Annotated in this window: 18 protein-coding genes and 1 pseudogene; 12 read left to right on the top strand and 7 right to left on the bottom strand. The window is 64.2% G+C overall.

The window, feature by feature from the left end; genetic code table 11:
* The 5 genes and pseudogenes from B5V03_RS42490 to B5V03_RS28010 form a co-directional block, all read left to right on the top strand.
* Positions 1 to 144: pseudogene (locus tag B5V03_RS42490) on the top strand (IS481 family transposase); the annotation flags it as partial.
* 327 nt (positions 145 to 471) lie between these two features.
* Positions 472 to 927, top strand: a complete 456-nt coding sequence (locus tag B5V03_RS28025; RefSeq protein ID WP_129273577.1) for a tellurite resistance TerB family protein — start codon at positions 472 to 474, stop codon at positions 925 to 927.
* A 2-nt stretch (positions 928 to 929) separates the two neighbouring features.
* Complete coding sequence (locus B5V03_RS28020; RefSeq protein ID WP_164988331.1) at positions 930 to 1,292, top strand: hypothetical protein; 363 nt, start codon at positions 930 to 932, stop codon at positions 1,290 to 1,292.
* Positions 1,289 to 1,924, top strand: a complete 636-nt coding sequence (locus tag B5V03_RS28015) for a TerC family protein (protein ID WP_129273575.1) — start codon at positions 1,289 to 1,291, stop codon at positions 1,922 to 1,924. Before B5V03_RS28020 ends, B5V03_RS28015 begins: the two co-directional genes overlap by 4 nt.
* Positions 1,925 to 1,959: 35 nt before the next feature.
* Positions 1,960 to 2,544 (top strand): TIGR00645 family protein, encoded by a 585-nt coding sequence (locus tag B5V03_RS28010; RefSeq protein WP_129273574.1) that lies wholly within the window; start codon positions 1,960 to 1,962, stop codon positions 2,542 to 2,544.
* A gap of 24 nt (positions 2,545 to 2,568) precedes the next feature.
* Here the strand turns inward: B5V03_RS28010 and B5V03_RS28005 are convergent, their stop codons facing one another.
* Together B5V03_RS28005 and B5V03_RS28000 are read right to left on the bottom strand one after the other, a co-directional pair.
* Positions 2,569 to 3,537 (bottom strand): AraC family transcriptional regulator, encoded by a 969-nt coding sequence (locus tag B5V03_RS28005; RefSeq protein WP_164988330.1) that lies wholly within the window; start codon positions 3,535 to 3,537, stop codon positions 2,569 to 2,571.
* A gap of 128 nt (positions 3,538 to 3,665) precedes the next feature.
* Positions 3,666 to 4,604 carry a LysR family transcriptional regulator gene (locus tag B5V03_RS28000; RefSeq protein ID WP_129273573.1) on the bottom strand — a complete coding sequence of 313 codons (939 nt, stop codon included), beginning with the start codon at positions 4,602 to 4,604 and terminating at the stop codon, positions 3,666 to 3,668.
* Between the two features lie 160 nt (positions 4,605 to 4,764).
* Here B5V03_RS28000 and B5V03_RS27995 point away from each other — a divergent pair, with 160 nt between their 5' ends.
* Together B5V03_RS27995 and B5V03_RS27990 are read left to right on the top strand one after the other, a co-directional pair.
* Positions 4,765 to 5,343: a hypothetical protein gene (locus tag B5V03_RS27995; RefSeq protein ID WP_129273572.1), complete on the top strand. Its 579-nt coding sequence runs from the start codon at positions 4,765 to 4,767 to the stop codon at positions 5,341 to 5,343.
* Positions 5,344 to 5,587: 244 nt separating this feature from the next.
* Positions 5,588 to 6,574 (top strand): cysteine synthase A, encoded by a 987-nt coding sequence (locus B5V03_RS27990; RefSeq protein ID WP_129273571.1) that lies wholly within the window; start codon positions 5,588 to 5,590, stop codon positions 6,572 to 6,574.
* Positions 6,575 to 6,601: 27 nt separating this feature from the next.
* On the opposite strand, the gene B5V03_RS27985 is transcribed toward B5V03_RS27990, so the two are convergent.
* Together B5V03_RS27985 and B5V03_RS27980 are read right to left on the bottom strand one after the other, a co-directional pair.
* On the bottom strand, positions 6,602 to 6,976 hold the full coding sequence (locus B5V03_RS27985) for a winged helix-turn-helix domain-containing protein (protein WP_129273570.1): 375 nt from the start codon (positions 6,974 to 6,976) through the stop codon (positions 6,602 to 6,604).
* Between the two features lie 75 nt (positions 6,977 to 7,051).
* Complete coding sequence (locus B5V03_RS27980) at positions 7,052 to 8,134, bottom strand: substrate-binding domain-containing protein (protein ID WP_129273569.1); 1,083 nt, start codon at positions 8,132 to 8,134, stop codon at positions 7,052 to 7,054.
* A 113-nt stretch (positions 8,135 to 8,247) separates the two neighbouring features.
* Here B5V03_RS27980 and B5V03_RS27975 point away from each other — a divergent pair, with 113 nt between their 5' ends.
* Positions 8,248 to 9,732: an aldehyde dehydrogenase family protein gene (locus B5V03_RS27975; protein ID WP_164988341.1), complete on the top strand. Its 1,485-nt coding sequence runs from the start codon at positions 8,248 to 8,250 to the stop codon at positions 9,730 to 9,732.
* 201 nt (positions 9,733 to 9,933) lie between these two features.
* Positions 9,934 to 10,197 carry a hypothetical protein gene (locus B5V03_RS27970; protein WP_129273567.1) on the top strand — a complete coding sequence of 88 codons (264 nt, stop codon included), beginning with the start codon at positions 9,934 to 9,936 and terminating at the stop codon, positions 10,195 to 10,197.
* Here B5V03_RS27970 and B5V03_RS27965 read toward each other — a convergent pair.
* Positions 10,194 to 11,093, bottom strand: a complete 900-nt coding sequence (locus B5V03_RS27965) for an alpha/beta hydrolase family protein (RefSeq protein ID WP_129273566.1) — start codon at positions 11,091 to 11,093, stop codon at positions 10,194 to 10,196. The two genes, B5V03_RS27970 and B5V03_RS27965, sit on opposite strands and share 4 nt — an antisense overlap.
* Positions 11,094 to 11,274: 181 nt before the next feature.
* On the opposite strand from B5V03_RS27965, the gene B5V03_RS27960 reads away from it, so the two are divergent.
* The 3 genes from B5V03_RS27960 to B5V03_RS27950 are packed head-to-tail and all read left to right on the top strand — an operon-like array spanning position 11,275 to position 14,803.
* Positions 11,275 to 12,663, top strand: a complete 1,389-nt coding sequence (locus B5V03_RS27960; protein ID WP_129273565.1) for a class II 3-deoxy-7-phosphoheptulonate synthase — start codon at positions 11,275 to 11,277, stop codon at positions 12,661 to 12,663.
* Positions 12,664 to 12,667: 4 nt separating this feature from the next.
* Positions 12,668 to 13,021 carry a diacylglycerol kinase gene (locus B5V03_RS27955; protein ID WP_129273564.1) on the top strand — a complete coding sequence of 118 codons (354 nt, stop codon included), beginning with the start codon at positions 12,668 to 12,670 and terminating at the stop codon, positions 13,019 to 13,021.
* Positions 13,022 to 13,045: 24 nt separating this feature from the next.
* Complete coding sequence (locus tag B5V03_RS27950; protein WP_129273563.1) at positions 13,046 to 14,803, top strand: NAD+ synthase; 1,758 nt, start codon at positions 13,046 to 13,048, stop codon at positions 14,801 to 14,803.
* Between the two features lie 27 nt (positions 14,804 to 14,830).
* On the opposite strand, the gene B5V03_RS27945 is transcribed toward B5V03_RS27950, so the two are convergent.
* Together B5V03_RS27945 and B5V03_RS27940 are read right to left on the bottom strand one after the other, a co-directional pair.
* Entirely contained in the window at positions 14,831 to 15,223 is a 393-nt protein-coding gene (locus B5V03_RS27945) for a cytochrome C oxidase subunit IV family protein (RefSeq protein ID WP_164988329.1), read from the bottom strand.
* Positions 15,224 to 15,232: 9 nt separating this feature from the next.
* Positions 15,233 to 15,955, bottom strand: a complete 723-nt coding sequence (locus tag B5V03_RS27940; RefSeq protein WP_129273562.1) for a heme-copper oxidase subunit III family protein — start codon at positions 15,953 to 15,955, stop codon at positions 15,233 to 15,235.
* Between the last annotated feature and the right edge of the window lie 4 nt (positions 15,956 to 15,959).

Below are 15,959 nucleotides of genomic sequence, written 5' to 3'. Positions count from 1 at the left end.
GAGCAGCTGGCCGTCAGGCCGCTCGACCGCGACGGCCGTTACGGTGTCTTCTTTGCCAGCTGGCAGGTCGGCTCAATCGACTTGACCCGCGGTCAAACTGTCAGTGATGTGTCCGAACAACCGTCAGCTATGTCCCCGGTCTGAACATCAAGCCGGGCGATGACAGCGAGGATGTCGGTGCAGATGCGCGCGCAATGACTAACCAATCCGCCAACATGGAACCTGATGCGGCGGCTGGTCGCAGTCCTGCCGCCTTGATTCCGGCCCACCCGGCTTTAAGTGTGGGGAGAACAAGAATCCGGGCCCCTCTGGCGAGGACGCCGACAATGTCGGCAAACCTCGCGATGTCGGATGACCTGTCCCGCGCGAATGCGATGGATCGGCCGATCGTCGGGCCTTCTTGAGTTCCTTCCGACCCAATCGTCCCCATCGCAGCTCCGTGCGGCCATTCCGCAACATTGAGGAGCAACGATGTCTGACGCCAAATACTCCAATCCGATCGAGATCACCGAACCGTCGAGTCTGAACGAGCAGGCTGCGGTGGCGCTGGTCATCGCCGGTGCGCTCGTTGCGGTCGCCGACCGCCGTGTCTCGCCGGTCGAGCGCGACGAGGTGATCCGCTTCATCAGGGATCGTGGATTGGCGCCGCACATCAGCGACGAGCGGCTGTTCGCGATGTTCGACGAGCTGGCGGAACGATTGGAGGAGCCGGACTTTGCCAATGTGGTGATCGATACGCTGCGGCCGGTCTCGAACATGCCGCTCTCGTCGCACCTGATCGAGCTGTCGGAGCGCGTTGCGGCTGCGGACGAGGACGTGCATCCCCACGAAGTGCAGGCGATCAAGCTGCTGCGCCTGCTGACGCAGGTGTTGCCGCGGGCAAAGCAGGTCGGGCCGGGTGCGGTGAGCACCGCCCCCAAGGAGTGAGCATGAGCGCAGCATCGGACGAGCATACAACGAGGGACGAGGGCACCAATGGCCAGATGGCCGGCGGTGACCCGCGCCTCGACAAGCTCGTCCATCGCCTGCCGCCGCGCGTGGGTGACACCGTCTCCTATCTGCTCAAGCCGTCCAGCCGCTGGGTGAGGATTCCCTCGGGCGCGCTGCTCGTGGTCGGCGGCGTGCTCTCGTTCCTGCCGGTGCTCGGCATCTGGATGCTGCCGCTCGGCCTCGCACTGCTCGCCGAGGACGTGCCCGCGCTGCGCTCCTCCCGCTCAAAGGTCTTCGACTGGATCGAACGCAAGAAGCCGCATTGGCTCGATCCGTCCGCACCGAAACAAGATCAATCATGATTGAATTCATCACCGCTGATGCGCTGAGTGCGCTGCTTCAGGTCGTCCTGATCGACCTGGTGCTCGCCGGCGACAACGCCGTCGTCATCGGGCTCGCCGCCGCCGGCCTTCCGGCCGAGCAGCGCCGGCGTGCCATCGTCGTCGGCATCATTGCCGCGACCGCACTGCGCATCGTCTTTGCCGGCGTTGCGACCCAGCTGTTGCAGGTGATCGGCCTGTTGCTCGCCGGCGGCGTGCTGCTGCTCTGGGTGTGCTGGAAGATGTGGCGCGAGCTGCGCGAGCAGGCCGCGCACGCAGAGCTCGCGTTCAACCATGGCGGCGGCGGAAGCGCTGCGCCAGCACCGCGAAAGACCTTCGGCCAGGCGGCGGCGCAGATCGTCGCTGCCGACGTCTCGATGTCCCTGGATAACGTGCTCGCGGTGGCGGGCGCCGCGCGCGAGCATCCGTACATCCTGGCCTTCGGCCTGCTGCTCTCGGTCGCGCTGATGGGCGTCGCCGCCGATCTGCTCGGCCGCGTGCTCCAGAAGCAGCGCTGGATCGCCTATGTCGGTCTTGCCATCATCATTTACGTCGCCTTCGAGATGATCTATCGCGGCTCGCTCGAGCTTGCGCCTGTCATTGCGAGTCTCTGAGGCGACAACTCTTAATCCGCAATCCGGAGTGATCCATGACGTCTGAACCCAAAGCACCTTCGGCGCTCTCCGCGCCGCGGCCGCAGATCGGCCCGTTCGCCCAGCTGATCTTCGGCTCGCGCTGGCTGCAAGTGCCGCTCTATGTCGGCCTCATCATCGCGCAGGGCGTCTATGTGCTGCTGTTCCTGAAGGAGCTCTGGCACCTCGTCGTGCATTCCTTCGACGCCAGCGAGCAGCAGATCATGCTGGTCGTGCTCGGGCTGATCGACGTCGTCATGATCTCGAACCTCTTGGTGATGGTGATCGTCGGCGGCTACGAGACGTTCGTTTCCCGGCTGAACCTGAACGGCCATCCCGACGAGCCGGAATGGCTCAGTCACGTCAACGCCAGCGTGCTCAAGATCAAGCTGGCGATGGCGATCATCGGCATCTCCTCGATCTCGCTGCTGCGGACCTTCATCGAGGCCGGCAATCTCGGTACCACGCGCAGCAATTTCACCGAGAGCGGAGTGATGTGGCAGGTGCTGATCCACCTGACCTTCATCATTTCCGCGATCGGCATCGCCTGGGTCGACCGCCTCAGCGAGAGCGGTCACCGCAAGCAGGCGGGGCACGGCTGAGTGCCGTGTTTGTCCGGAGCTGTCTCACCGGTACGAGCTCTCGTCCGCAAAATCACGGGCCTGCGCCAGCGTCCCGGATGGCATCTCGCCGAACGTCGTCTTGTAGAGCTTCGAGAATTCGCCCATGTGCCAGAAGCCGTTCGCGAGCGCAGCGGCCTTCACGCTCATTCCGTTGCCCCCGGTCATCAGCTGCGTGCGGGTCGACCAAAGCCGCTTTAGCCTGAGATGGTGATGCAGGCTGACGCCATGCACCGCCTGTGTCGCGCTCTGGAGCGTGCGGACGGAGACGCCGAGCGTGTTGGCGAGGTCGCCGCTGTACAGCGGGATGCTGCCGGATAGCATGGCGGCCTCGTCCAGCCGTGCGACCAGCCTGCGTTGCTTGTCGAACGACCCGCGGCGGAGATCTTGCGCATCGACGGGGGCAAGCGCGGCATCGAGGCTAGCGAGAAGCCTTTCCTGAACTGGCCGGTTGATGGCTTCGAATTGCCTCGGATCGTTGCACCGCGAGGCGAGGCAGAACATGTCGAGGATGGCTGCCCGCAGGCGCGCCATCGCGTCGTCGTCGAGGCGCGTGAATTCGAGCCCGGTTTCATAATCCGCCCAGCCGCGATGGCGCATGTCGGAGTTGAAGCGCAGCATCAGATAGGTGTTGGGATGATGCTCGACCGCCTCGGTGGCGACCTTGCCGCGCACGATTCCGATCATCGAATTGTCGATCTCGCACCCGTTGGCGATGAAATGACAGGCCAGCGGGATGACGAGGCCGACGCCGTGGTCGGTGCCGACATCGGCCTCCAGGCGACGGGCGAAGGTCCGTTGCAGCACGAAGAGACCCTCCTGCAGCGGCAGGATGGCGCGGTGCAGCGAGAAGTGGCGCGGATCGAGCGGCGTGCTGGTGCTGCCGCCGAGCACCTCGCTCGGACGGAAGGTCTCGAACTCGGTGTAGTGCTCGATGCCCAGAACTCGCGACGGCTTCAGCCAACGTACCGGCATCTCGGGGTCCCAGTGAGTTTGCGGCGTTGGGGCGTGCCGGCGTGTCGATCTCGCGCGCGCGACATCGGCCGCAAATGTTGCCGGAGCAACCGTGCTTCACGCAAGTCCGCAAGACCACGGGCGCGGCGTCACGACGTCTGCGGATAGGCGACATTCTCCCGCCGTTCGCGCTCGCCGAGTTCGCGCACCAGCTCTTGGAGAAAAGACTCAGTGTAGGCGGGCAGGGTGCGTTCGGCGCGGACATAGATGCCGAGATCGGACCAGACGGGGCTGCCGGCATTGTCGAGCGGCAGGAACACGAGCTGGCTGTCGCGCGACAGGCGGCCGATGCCGAGCTGGGTCTGGAAGGCGACGCCGACGCCGCGCGCGGCAAGCTCGCGCATCAGGTCGATCGAGTTGGCCTGGATTGCCGGCTCCGGGGTCTCGGAGAGCTGGGCGATCAGCGGCTGGAGCAGATGGTAGATCGACAGCTCCGGCAGTGCCTGGATGACGGGGAAGGCGAGGCACTGCTCCAGCGTGACCGTCTTGCGGCGCGCTAGCGGATGCTCGCGCGCGACGAGCGCGCCCAGGCGAAAGCGCTTCAGCGCGACCTGGCGCAGGTCCGGAGGGTGCCGAAGCGCGATGGCAATGCCGATATCGGCTTCCCCGCGGCTCAGCGCCTCCAGCACGTCCGACGAGCCCTTCACCTCGGTGGTGAAGCTGACCCGCCGGGCCCGGCCGCGATGCGAGGCGATCAGGTCCGGCAGCACCGATTCAGTGAGCGACTCGATACAGGCGATGCTGACGGTGCCGTGCCAGGCGCCGGAGAGGGACGCCACGTCCGAGCGGAAGCGGTCTAGGTCCTGGAGCACGTTCATGACATGCCGGGCCAGCATCTCACCGACCGTCGTCAGTGTCAGTCCGCGTGCATTGCGCTCGAACAAAGGTGATCCAACCTCTTGCTCCAGCTTGAGAATTTGGCGGCTGACGGCCGAGGAGGCAACGTTCAGGACGCGCGCTGCGGCGCGGATCGAGCCAGTGCGGCGGACCGCATGGAAGTACTGGATGGCCGGTGAGTGAAATCGCATGGAACCCCCGACGACACTATAGCTGTTGCCGAAACGGCATCAACATGTACGAAATTCTCTGCCTTTTGAGAGCGCTACTTTCACCCTAGTGTCATGTGCGCACGGGCCTGTCGGGCCCGCGCCGCGACGCGCCCGCAACGATGCGGCAGGGGATTTTGGGGTGAACGAGAACATCGCTTGCGAGCTGGAGCACGGGCCGGACACCCGTCTGGTCGATCGGCGTCGGGCAGCTGCCTATGTTGGCGTGACCGCGGGCCGTTTCGAGCAATTGGTGCGCGACAACGTCGTGCCGCCGCCGGTCATGGTGGACAACAAGCGGCGCTGGCCGATCGCATTGCTCGATGTCGCCAGGGAAGCCGTCGCCGGCAGCATGCCGTGCCTGCCAGCGGTCGTGGCCGATGTCGTCGCCGAGGCGCGTCCCTGCGAACGGGACCCGGCGCCGCCGTCGCATGAATTGCCCGACCAAGCCTGGTTCGAGCAGCGCGTCCGGTTCGTTCAGCGCGTGCGCCGGTCGCTGCTGTCGGGCAACGAGATCCGCCTCTTGCGCGAGTTCAAGTTGCTCAAGCTGAATGAAATCAGCATGTTCGGCTACTATGGCAGCTTCGAAGCGTTGATGGTGCGCGGCTACATCGTAGAGATCGACCGCAAGCCACCGTCGAGCCGTCCGCTGGTGACCTATCGCCTGACCGACCGCGGCGAGCAGGTGGTGTCGGCGCTGAAGGACCAGCCGTTGATCTGACCTTCTATTTGAAACTCCGGCGCCTCGCGCTCGCAGCCGAGCTTGACGCTCATGCCGCCGGCGACCCAGTGCTTTGTAGCCGCGCGAGATCGAGCCGGCATTACGCAATTGAAACGCGGCTTGAGAATAGAATTGCCGATTGATTGGGGCGGGCGCTAAAAACATTGCCCAATCCGCCTGAACTAGAGAATCGAACTGCCAGCTCGCCAGCCTAAAGTTTGTGGGTGTGCAGAGGTGGCAGGCGATGAACGGTGTTCGAACAGGTTTCCTGGATTCGATCGGCAACACGCCATTGATCAGGCTGCGGAGGCCCTCGGAGGCGACGGGCTGCGAAATCTACGGCAAGGCCGAATTCCTCAACCCCGGCGGTTCGATCAAGGATCGCGCGGCGCTGGCGATGATCAACGATGCCGAGCGATCCGGCAAGCTGAAGCCGGGCGGTGTCATCGTCGAAGGAACGGCCGGCAATGTCGGCATCGGCATCGCGCTGGTGGCGAATGCACGCGGCTATCGCAGCGTGATCGTGATGCCTGACACGCAAAGTCAGGAGAAAAAGGACATGTTGCGGCTGTGCGGTGCCGATTTGCGCCTGGTGCCCGCCGTGCCGTATTCCAATCCCGGTCATTACGCGCGCTATTCCGGTCAGCTCGCGGAGGAGCTCGGTGCGTTCTGGGCCAATCAGTTCGACAATGTTGCCAATCGGGAGGGCCACTATCGCACGACCGGTCCCGAGATCTGGCAGCAAACGGGCGGACGTATTGACGGCTTTACCTGTGCCGTCGGCAGCGGCGGTACCTTGGGTGGGATCGCGCGAGCGCTCAAAGAACGAAATTCGCACATTCAAATCGCGCTCAGCGATCCTATGGGGGCGGCGCTCTATAACTGGTTCACCAAGGGCGAGCTGACGACAGAAGGAGAGTCCATCACTGAAGGTATCGGGCAAATCCGCGTGACCAGGAATTTGGAAGGCACGCCGATCGATATCGCCTATCAGATCACGGACGAGGAGGCCTTGCCTGTTCTGTTCGACCTGATCGCGGATGAAGGACTGGTGCTCGGCGGCTCGAGCGCGATCAATATCGTCGGGGCGATGCGGCTTGCGCGCGACCTCGGCCCAGGCAAAACCATCGTGACCATTCTCGCGGATGGCGGACAGCGCTATCAATCCAAGCTGTTCAACCCGGAATTCCTGCGCCAGAAAAACCTGCCCATACCACGTTGGATGGAATAGCAGGCCGCGGGCCGAATGATCATCCGTTCACGATCTGCGCGAACGGGCGATGTCGCTCCTGAGCGCTTCCAGCTCCTTGTGCACGGCGCGCGCGGCGTCGCGCTCGATCTTGCGGTAGCGCGCAACAAGTTTTTCGCCGAAGGGCGTGAGCATCGCGCCGCCGCCGTTCTTGCCACCAGCCTGCGGTTCGACCACGGGATGGCCGCACATTCGGTTGATCTCGTCGACGAGATCCCAGGCGCGCTTGTAGGACATGTCCATGGCCCGGCCGGCCGCCGAGATCGAGCCTTGCTCGCGGATCTGCTCCAGAAGCTCGATCTTGCCGGGCCCGATCCGATCCTCGCCGTCGAGGTCGATGCGAAGGCTCAGTTGGGGAAGCGATTTGGCGCTGGCGCGCGACATGGTGGATTCTCTTGGGCCAATTGCAGCAGAGACTGCCATTCTTGCCTGTCGCGGACAAGGCGAGGGCGCCATGCATCATCGCACCGCGTGCATCTCCAGAAATGCCTTCACGCCGGTCACCGCACCCGTATCCGATGGCACGTAGCCGGGCAGCGTCGCGATCGCCGCGCGAAAATCGGCGCTGCGGATGATTTCGAGGATGCGCTGCATCGGCCCGGTATCGAGGAAGGCGCGCTTGCAGACGAAGAAATAATCCTCGGTGAGGATGCGGATGAAATCGAGACCGAAATGCCGGGCGGCGGCTTCGACACCAAAGCTCGCATCCGCCATGCCGCTCGCGACATAGGCGGCGACGGCGGCGTGGGTGAACTCGATCTGCTGTGCGCCGTTGATCCTGCTCTCGTCGATGCCGTTTGCGGCGAGCAGCTGATCGAACAGGAGGCGCGTGCCGGAATCGTGGTCGCGGTTGACGAAGCGGACGTTGGGTCTGGTGAGGTCATCAAGCGAGGCGATGCGCAGCGGATTGCCGCGCGCCACCATCAGGCCCATCTCGCGGGTGACAAAGCTGATGATGCGGTCCTCGCGCGGATCGAGCCATTCGCGCGCCGCCTTGATGCCTTGCGCACGCAGCGCGCCGTGCGGCAGATGCAGGCCGGAAAGGTCGCAGGCGCCTTGCGCCAGCGACACCAGCGAATTCTGGTTGCTGACATAGCGCAAATCGACGCCGATGCCGGGCTCGCGATCGAGGAATTCGCGCAGCTTTGCCACCGCAAAGCCGTGGCTCGCATGCACCCTGATCACCGAAGGTCGCTGCTCGAGGAATGGCTTGATCTCGCTTGCGAGCTCCTGCGCCAGGTTTTCGAGCTGCGGCCCGAGGCGGGCCTGCATGCGTTCGCCGGCCCACACCAGCCGCTCGCCGAACGGCGTCAGCTTTGAGCCCTTGCCGCGCTTGGTCTCGACCAGCGGCGTGCCGAAGAACTCCGACCATTGCTCGATCAGATTCCAGACGTGGCGATAGGAGAGATGCACATCATTGGCCGCGCTGGTGATCTTTCCGGTCTTCCGGATTTCGTTGAGGACGCCGATCATGATGATGGCGGTGCGCGGGCTGCCCTCGTGGCGAAACCGCCAGACGGCCTCGATCTCGATCTGAAGCATTCGCTTTCCTTATGAACTTCGCTTCATATGTTGAGCGTCCATTTGCACTCCATATCATATTTACTCGGGGCAATTGTGGCCTAGTCTGGTATACCAGATCAGGAGAAAATATGATGTCTGTTGCATATGACTTTGCGCACTCGCCGGCGACCGAGTTCATGTCCCGGCCACAGCATCTGCTCATCGACGGCCGCCGCGTGCCCTCGAGCTCCGGCCGCACCTTCAACTCCCTCAACCCCGCCACCGGGCAAATCATCGCCACCATCGCCGAGGGGGGCGAGGTCGATGTCGAGCTCGCCGTGGTTGCCGCGCGCCGGGCGTTCGAAGGTCCGTGGCGCACGATGCGGGCCTCCGAGCGCGGGCAGATCCTGCTGCGCTGGGCTGACCTGCTCAAGGCGCACGCCGAAGAGATCATCGAGTTGGAGTCGATCGATGCCGGCAAGCCGATTTCCGCGACGGCGCGCCAGGACTTTCCCGCCGCCGTCGACACGTTGATCTACTATGCCGGCTGGGCCGACAAGATCAGCGGCGACGTCGTGCCGGTGCGCGACGATGCTCTGACCTACACCGTGCGCGAGCCGGTCGGCGTGGTCGCGGCGATCGTGCCGTGGAATTTTCCGCTGATGATCGGGATGTGGAAGCTCGCGCCGGCGCTGGCCTGCGGCTGCACCGTCGTGATGAAGCCGGCCGAGCTGACCTCGCTGTCGGCGCTGCGCATCGCCGAGCTCGCGCTCGAAGCGGGCCTGCCGGCGGGCGTCTTCAACGTCGTGACGGGACCGGGCCGCGTCGTCGGCGATGCGCTGGTCAATCACCCCGATGTCGACAAGGTCACCTTCACCGGCTCGCCCGGTGTGGGGCGCGGAATCATGAAGGGCGCTGCCAGCAATTTCAAACGCGTCTCGCTCGAGCTCGGCGGCAAGTCGGCCAATGTCATTTTCGACGACGCCGATCTTGAAGCCGCCAGCAAGGCGGCGGGCTCCGGCATATTCTTCAACGCGGGCCAGGTGTGCTCGGCCGGCTCCCGCGTGCTGGTGCAGGAGAGCGTCTACGACGAGGTCGTCGAGCGGATCGCGGCGCGCGCCAAATCGCTCAGGATCGGCGATCCCCTTGATCGCAAGACGGCGCTCGGCCCCGTCATCTCCGAGAAGCAGATGAAGTCGATCCTCGACTATGTCGACATCGGCCAGAAGGAGGGCGCGAGACTCGTCACCGGCGGGACGCGGGTTGGCGAGCGCGGCTATTTCATCGGCCCGACCGTGTTCGCCGATGTCGAGCACGAGATGCGGATCTCGCAGGAGGAGATTTTTGGTCCCGTCGTCAGCGTCATCAAGTTCAGGGATGAGGCCGACGCGCTCAGGATCGCCAACGGCACGGCCTACAGCCTCGCCGCCGGCGTCTGGAGCCGCGACATCGGCAAGCTGCAGCGTTTTGCCAAGCGGGCGCGCGCTGGCACGGTCTGGATGAACACCTATGGCTATACCGACGTGCGCCTGCCCTGGGGCGGCGAGCGCGACTCCGGCCTCGGCCGCGAGCACGGCACCGCCGCGATCGACAATTTCACCGAGCCCAAGGCGGTGTGGATGAACTTGGCCGTTTGATTTGGCCGTCTGATACCTCCCGAGCGGCCAAGCCTGGAGCCCGCCTGATCCGCCCGGTCAGGCGGGCTCTCTTTTTGAAATCGATAAAATTGTCTGCAATCCGCTCAGGCGCGGCAAACCCTGCGGATAAGAACCGCGCGGCCTTAAACCTCGGCTTTGGAACCGACGTGCATCCTGCCCGCAACAGGTTGGGGCATCAGCATGTCAGTTCTCAGGGAGATCGTCGCGGCGGTTGCGGGAGTCTACGCGCTCCTGTTCGTCTGCGACGCATTGTTCGGCGTCGGCGAGGCGCGCTTCGACGATTCCTATTACAGCGCCAGTTTTTACGCGCCGAAGCCGAAGGAGTTCCGCTTCGCCGGCGACACGCCGCCCGCGGTCCGCATCAGCGACGCCTTCGCGCAGTTCTCGGCCAGCGTGGCCAAGCCGAACAAGCGCTACTCGTCGCTGACGACGATCATTCGCTAGGCTTCCCCCTGAATCCATTCCGCGACGCCGCGCCACAGCGTGTCGCGGTGCTCGGGGCGGAAGAAGCCGAAATGGCCGATGGTCTTGGCGCCGACGTCGGACGGCTTCACCGTCAGCACCTCCGGCTTGATCGCGGTGAAGCCGCTGGTGAGCAGCTCGACTGCGGGCCGCGTCGCCCAGGGGTCGTCGGAGAAGCAGAGCGCGCGCAGCTCGCCCTTGAACTTTGCAAAGTTCTCCAGCGCGGGCAGTTTTGAATCGAAGAGATAGCGGGGGCTGGAGACCCAGTCGGCCCATTGCAGGAACACGCCCTTGGGCAAATCCTCGCCGATTCCGGCCCAGCCCGGCGCATAGCCGAGTGCGTGCACCAGCGGCACGCCGACGAAATTCATGAACGCGAAGACGCGGTATTTCTCCGGCGAGGTCATCAGCCGCCAGGTCGCCGCCTGCGAGGCCACGAAGGCGGCGCGCGAGATGTCGGTGTTGTTCTCGATCAGCCCGAGCGCCTGGCCGCCGAAGGAGTGGCCGACATAGGCAAGGGGCAGGGTGGTGTAGCGCTCGCTCATCCAGCGCACCGCAGCGGTGACGTCTTGCGCGGCCCAGTCCGACATCGAGGTCTTGAAGCCGACCAGCGATTTCGGCTGGTTGTAGCCGACCATCGCCGGCAGCCGGGAGTCGCCGATGCCGCGATAGTCGTAGGTCATGACCGCGCAGCCGCGATGGGCAAGGTAGGAGGCAAAGCCGCGATAGATTTTTCTCGGCACGGCGGTCGCCGAATTGATCAGCACGGCATGGCGCTTGGTGCCGCGCGGCAGGAACAGGGTGCCGGTCAGCGCATACCCGTCGGTCGCCGGGAAGCTGATCTCGTCGATGAAAACGTCGTCGCTTGCGCCGTCCATGGGCCGCCGGTGTCCTGACCGAGTTTCCTCAATTCCGCAGCAAATGCGAATTCGGCTTTGCCCGCAAGGGTTTGCAGTGCGAAATGGATTTACAACTGGCGGCCGGGGATTAGCCTGTGTATAAGGCGGCCCTCGCAACCCACAGATCAGGTTGTGCTTTTTGCTTCACGGAGAGATTGCGATGTCCGAGCGGTGGACGCCCGAGTCCTGGCGCAGCAAGCCGGTGCTACAGGTGCCCGGTTATCCCGACGCCAAGGCTTTGGCCGACGTCGAGGCGCAGCTTGCGACATTTCCCCCGCTGGTGTTCGCGGGCGAGGCGCGCAACCTGAAGAAGGCGTTGGCGCGCGTTGCGGCCGGCGAGGCCTTCCTGCTCCAGGGCGGCGACTGCGCCGAGAGCTTTGCCGAGCACGGCGCCAACAATATCCGCGACTTCTTCCGCGTGCTGCTCCAGATGGCCGTGGTGCTGACTTATGCCGGCGCCGTCCCAGTCGTGAAGGTCGGTCGTATCGCCGGTCAGTTCGCAAAGCCGCGCTCGTCGCCGACCGAGAAGATTGATGGCGTCGAGCTGCCGAGCTATCGCGGCGACATCGTCAACGACATCGCTTTCACCAAGGAAGCGCGCGTGCCGGATCCGCAGCGCCAGTTGATGGCCTACCGGCAGTCGGCCGCGACGCTGAACCTGCTGCGCGCTTTCGCGACCGGCGGCTTCGCCAATCTCGGCAGCGTGCATCAGTGGATGCTCGGGTTCCTGAAGGATAGTCCGCAGTCCCGCCGCTACAAGGAATTGGCCGACCGCATCTCGGACGCGCTCAACTTCATGCAGGCCTGCGGCCTCGACCTCGAGAGCCATCCCGAGCTGCGCGCGACCGACTTCTACACCAGCCACGAGGCGCTGCTGCTCGGTTACGAGCAGGCCATGACGCGCGTCGATTCCACCACCGGCGACTGGTACGCGACCTCCGGCCACATGATCTGGATCGGCGATCGCACCCGCCAGCTCGATCACGGTCATGTCGAATATTTCCGCGGCATCAAGAACCCGATCGGCCTCAAGTGCGGCCCGTCGCTCAAGCCCGACGAGCTGTTGAAGCTGATCGACGTGCTCAATCCGGACAACGAGCCGGGCCGGCTGACGCTGATCAACCGTTTCGGCTCCGACAAGGTCGCCGATCATCTGCCCGGCCTGATCCGCGCCGTGAAGCGCGAGGGCAAAGTGGTGGTCTGGTCGTGCGATCCCATGCACGGCAACACCATCACCTCGACGTCGGGCTACAAGACGCGCCCGTTCGACCGCGTCCTGTCCGAGGTGAAGTCGTTCTTCACCATCCACGCGGCGGAAGGCACCCATGCCGGCGGCGTGCATCTGGAGATGACCGGTCAGGACGTCACCGAATGTATCGGCGGCGCCCGCGCGATCACCGACGAGGATCTCAACGACCGCTACCACACGGTGTGCGATCCCCGTCTCAACGCCGAGCAGTCCATCGACATGGCTTTCCTGGTCGCCGAGCTCCTCAAGCAGGAGCGCGCCGGCAAGGCCAGGCCGATGCCGGCCGCAGCGGGGCTCTAGGACCTTGCTGCGGATCTGGAAGGCTACGCTCAATTCGCGCAACGGACTGGCCTTTGCGTTCCGCTCGGAGCAGGCCGTCCGCGAGGAGATTGTCGCGCTGCTGTTGTCGCTGCCGCTCGCCTGGTTGGTCGGCACGACCGCAACGCGCGCGGTCGAGCTGGTTTGTGCGGTCGCCTTCGTGCTGGTGGTCGAGCTGCTCAACACCGCGATCGAGAAGCTCGCCGATCGCCTGACAATGGATCACGACAAGCAGATCGGGCGGGTCAAGGACATGGGCTCGGCCGCCGTCGGCGTTGCACTGCTGATGGCCGGGGCATTCTGGATTTTGGCGGTCGTCGAGCGACTGGGTTTCATCTAGCCGGATGACCGGAGTAGGGCGGCCATGACCGAACGTCTCGACGCATTCGCGGTCACGCTCGCCCAGCTCAATCCGACCATGGGCGACATCGACGGCAATGCCGCCAAGGCGCGGGCCGCGCGTGCGCGAGCTATCGCGGATGGCGCCGATCTCGTGCTGTTTCCGGAATTGTTCATCACCGGCTACCCGCCGGAAGATCTGGTGCAGAAGCCGGCCTTCCAGGCCGCCTGCCGCGCTGCGATCGAAAGCCTCGCCCGCGAGACTGCCGATGGCGGCCCGGCGATGCTGGTCGGCACGCCTTGGGTCGAGGACGGCAGGCTCTACAATGCCTGCGCGCTGCTCGACGGTGGCCGCATCGCTGGCCTGCGCTTCAAGTGCAATCTGCCGAATTACGGCGTGTTCGACGAGAAGCGGCTGTTTTCGCGCGGGCCTGCCGCAGGCCCCGTGACCGTGCGCGGCGTGCGTATCGGCGTGCCGATCTGCGAGGACATCTGGCTGGATGAGTCCGAAGACTACGAGAACGTGGTCGAGACGCTGGCCGAGACCGGCGCCGAGATCATTCTGGTGCCGAACGGCTCGCCTTACGCCCGCGACAAGAACGACGTGCGCCTGTCGGTCGCGGTCGCGCGGGTCACCGAGAGCGGGCTGCCGCTGGTTTATCTCAACCAAATCTGCGGGCAGGACGAATTGGTATTCGACGGCGCTTCCTTCGCTCTGAACGGCGATCTCTCGCTCGCGGCGCAATTGCCGGCGTTCGAGGAGAGCATCACCACACTGCGCTTCACCAGAAACGGCGACGATTGGCGCTGCAATGGCCCGATCACCACGCTGCCCGAGGGCGACAAGGCCGACTACGCGGCCTGCGTGCTGGGCCTTCGCGACTACGTCGCCAAGAACGGCTTTCCAGGTGTGCTGCTTGGCATTTCCGGCGGCATCGATTCCGCACTGTGCGCAGCGATCGCGGTCGATGCGCTCGGCGCCGATCAGGTGCATGGCGTGATGCTTCCTTTTCGTTACACCGCACCACACTCGATCGCGGACGCTGGCGAGCTCGCCGGCCATCTCGGCATCCGTTACGAGGTTTTGCCGATCGCGGAAGCGGTGACCGGGTTCGAGACCATCCTGTCCGGCATCTTCAAGAACCTGCCGCCAGATATCACCGAGGAAAACCTCCAGGCGCGGACCCGAGGCACGGTACTGATGGCGATCTCCAACAAGACCGGGCTGATGGTGGTGACGACAGGCAACAAGTCGGAAATGTCGGTCGGCTACGCCACGCTCTATGGCGACATGAATGGCGGCTTCAATCCGATCAAGGACATCTACAAGACGCAGGTGTTTCGGCTGGCGGGCTTGCGCAACAGCTGGAAACCCGACGGGGCGCTCGGGCCGGCCGGCGAGGTGATCCCGCCCGACATCATCACGCGCCCGCCGACCGCGGAGCTGCGCGAGAACCAGACCGACCAGGATTCGCTGCCGCCTTACGAGGTGCTCGATGTCATCCTCGTGCGTCTCATTGAGCGCGAGGAGCCGCTCGATAAAATCATCGCTGCCGGCTTCGACCGTGAGACGGTCACCCGCATCGACCATCTCCTCAATGTCGCCGAATACAAGCGCCGCCAGGCCGCGCCCGGTGTGAAGGTGACACCCAGGAATTTCGGCCGCGACCGCCGCTATCCCATCACCAACCGCTTTCGCGACAGGGGCGAGCCGCTGCCCGCTCCGGACGAGACGCTGGTCTCGCGCGCCAACGGCGCCTCGGCGAACGCATATGATGGTTGAACGCCCGATCCGGGCGGCAAGACGCAGCTAGGCCGGGGTCGCGAAAAACATGACCCGGAGGAAGTGCGTATACTCGGACTCGAGCACCATGATCGACACAAAGACCAATACCGCCACCGGCGGTAGCAGGATGGCATAGGCGAGGGCCAGCCGCTCCCAGGCCATGTGCATGAAGACGGCAACGATCAGGCCGGCCTTCAACATCATGAACAGCAGGATCAGCGACCATCTCAGACTGCCCTGCAGGCCAAAGTAGTCGACCAGGTAGGAGCAGGTGCTGAGCACGAACAACCATGCCCAGACGACGAGATAGAGCTTGATCGGGTGCTGCTGGCCCTTGGCGTGTGCCGCCGCAGGTGCGACCGCGTCGTGCACATGATCTTGGAGCTGGCCTTCCATCTGTACAGTGGCGTTTGTCATATGCCGACCTCACCAAAGATAGAAAAAAGCAAAGATGAACACCCACACGAGATCGACGAAGTGCCAGTACAGGCCGGTGATTTCGACGATCTCGTAATAGCCCCTCCGGCTCGTGAAAAAGCCGCGCCTTCCCACATCAAAATCGCCTCGCCAGACCTTGCGCGCGATCGCGATCAGGAAGATCACGCCGATCGTCACATGGGTGCCGTGGAAGCCGGTGATCATGAAGAAGCTCGAACCGAACTGCGCCGCGCCCCACGGATTGCTCCAGGGGCGAACGCCCTCCATGATCAGCTTGGTCCATTCGAAGGCCTGCATGCTGACGAAGGTCGCGCCGAATGCCGCCGTGACCAGCATCAGGATTGCGGTCCTGACGCGATCCCTGCGGTAGCCGAAATTGACGGCCATCGCCATCGTCCCACTGCTGCTGATCAGGACGAAGGTCATGATGGCGATCAGGATGAGGGGGATGTGCTTGCCGCCGAGATTAAGTGCAAAGACCTCGCTTGGGTTCGGCCATGGCACGGTCGTCGACATCCGTGCGGTCATGTAGGACAGGAGGAAACAGCTGAAAATGAAGGTGTCGCTGAGGAGGAAGATCCACATCATGGCCTTGCCCCAGGACACGTTCTTGAAGGCTCGCTGATCCGAAGCCCAGTCCGCGGCGATGCCTCGCCAGCCCGGAAGTCGCCCAGCACCTGGGCCTGTATTCGTCAGAATGGTCTCAGCCATCTGG

Origin of the sequence: Bradyrhizobium betae, from assembly GCF_004123905.1 — a bacterium.
Lineage (GTDB): Bacteria > Pseudomonadota > Alphaproteobacteria > Rhizobiales > Xanthobacteraceae > Bradyrhizobium > Bradyrhizobium betae_A.
The sequence above is the reverse complement of the archived record's forward strand: the minus strand, read 5'-3'. Positions and strand labels throughout refer to the sequence as shown.

What these genes read in the sequence shown, in the direction of transcription:
- B5V03_RS28015 (WP_129273575.1), top strand. Translation starts at nt 1,289, where the DNA reads ATGATTGAATTCATCACCGCTGATGCGCTGAGTGCGCTGCTTCAGGTC.
- B5V03_RS28005 (WP_164988330.1), bottom strand. Translation starts at nt 3,537, where the DNA reads ATGCCGGTACGTTGGCTGAAGCCGTCGCGAGTTCTGGGCATCGAGCAC.
- B5V03_RS27950 (WP_129273563.1), top strand. Translation starts at nt 13,046, where the DNA reads ATGACCGAACGTCTCGACGCATTCGCGGTCACGCTCGCCCAGCTCAAT.
- B5V03_RS27960 (WP_129273565.1), top strand. Translation starts at nt 11,275, where the DNA reads ATGTCCGAGCGGTGGACGCCCGAGTCCTGGCGCAGCAAGCCGGTGCTA.
- B5V03_RS27940 (WP_129273562.1), bottom strand. Translation starts at nt 15,955, where the DNA reads ATGGCTGAGACCATTCTGACGAATACAGGCCCAGGTGCTGGGCGACTT.
- B5V03_RS28025 (WP_129273577.1), top strand. Translation starts at nt 472, where the DNA reads ATGTCTGACGCCAAATACTCCAATCCGATCGAGATCACCGAACCGTCG.
- B5V03_RS28020 (WP_164988331.1), top strand. Translation starts at nt 930, where the DNA reads ATGAGCGCAGCATCGGACGAGCATACAACGAGGGACGAGGGCACCAAT.
- B5V03_RS27970 (WP_129273567.1), top strand. Translation starts at nt 9,934, where the DNA reads ATGTCAGTTCTCAGGGAGATCGTCGCGGCGGTTGCGGGAGTCTACGCG.
- B5V03_RS27985 (WP_129273570.1), bottom strand. Translation starts at nt 6,976, where the DNA reads ATGTCGCGCGCCAGCGCCAAATCGCTTCCCCAACTGAGCCTTCGCATC.
- B5V03_RS27965 (WP_129273566.1), bottom strand. Translation starts at nt 11,093, where the DNA reads ATGGACGGCGCAAGCGACGACGTTTTCATCGACGAGATCAGCTTCCCG.
- B5V03_RS28010 (WP_129273574.1), top strand. Translation starts at nt 1,960, where the DNA reads ATGACGTCTGAACCCAAAGCACCTTCGGCGCTCTCCGCGCCGCGGCCG.
- B5V03_RS28000 (WP_129273573.1), bottom strand. Translation starts at nt 4,604, where the DNA reads ATGCGATTTCACTCACCGGCCATCCAGTACTTCCATGCGGTCCGCCGC.
- B5V03_RS27980 (WP_129273569.1), bottom strand. Translation starts at nt 8,134, where the DNA reads ATGCTTCAGATCGAGATCGAGGCCGTCTGGCGGTTTCGCCACGAGGGC.
- B5V03_RS27975 (WP_164988341.1), top strand. Translation starts at nt 8,248, where the DNA reads ATGTCTGTTGCATATGACTTTGCGCACTCGCCGGCGACCGAGTTCATG.
- B5V03_RS27990 (WP_129273571.1), top strand. Translation starts at nt 5,588, where the DNA reads ATGAACGGTGTTCGAACAGGTTTCCTGGATTCGATCGGCAACACGCCA.
- B5V03_RS27945 (WP_164988329.1), bottom strand. Translation starts at nt 15,223, where the DNA reads ATGACAAACGCCACTGTACAGATGGAAGGCCAGCTCCAAGATCATGTG.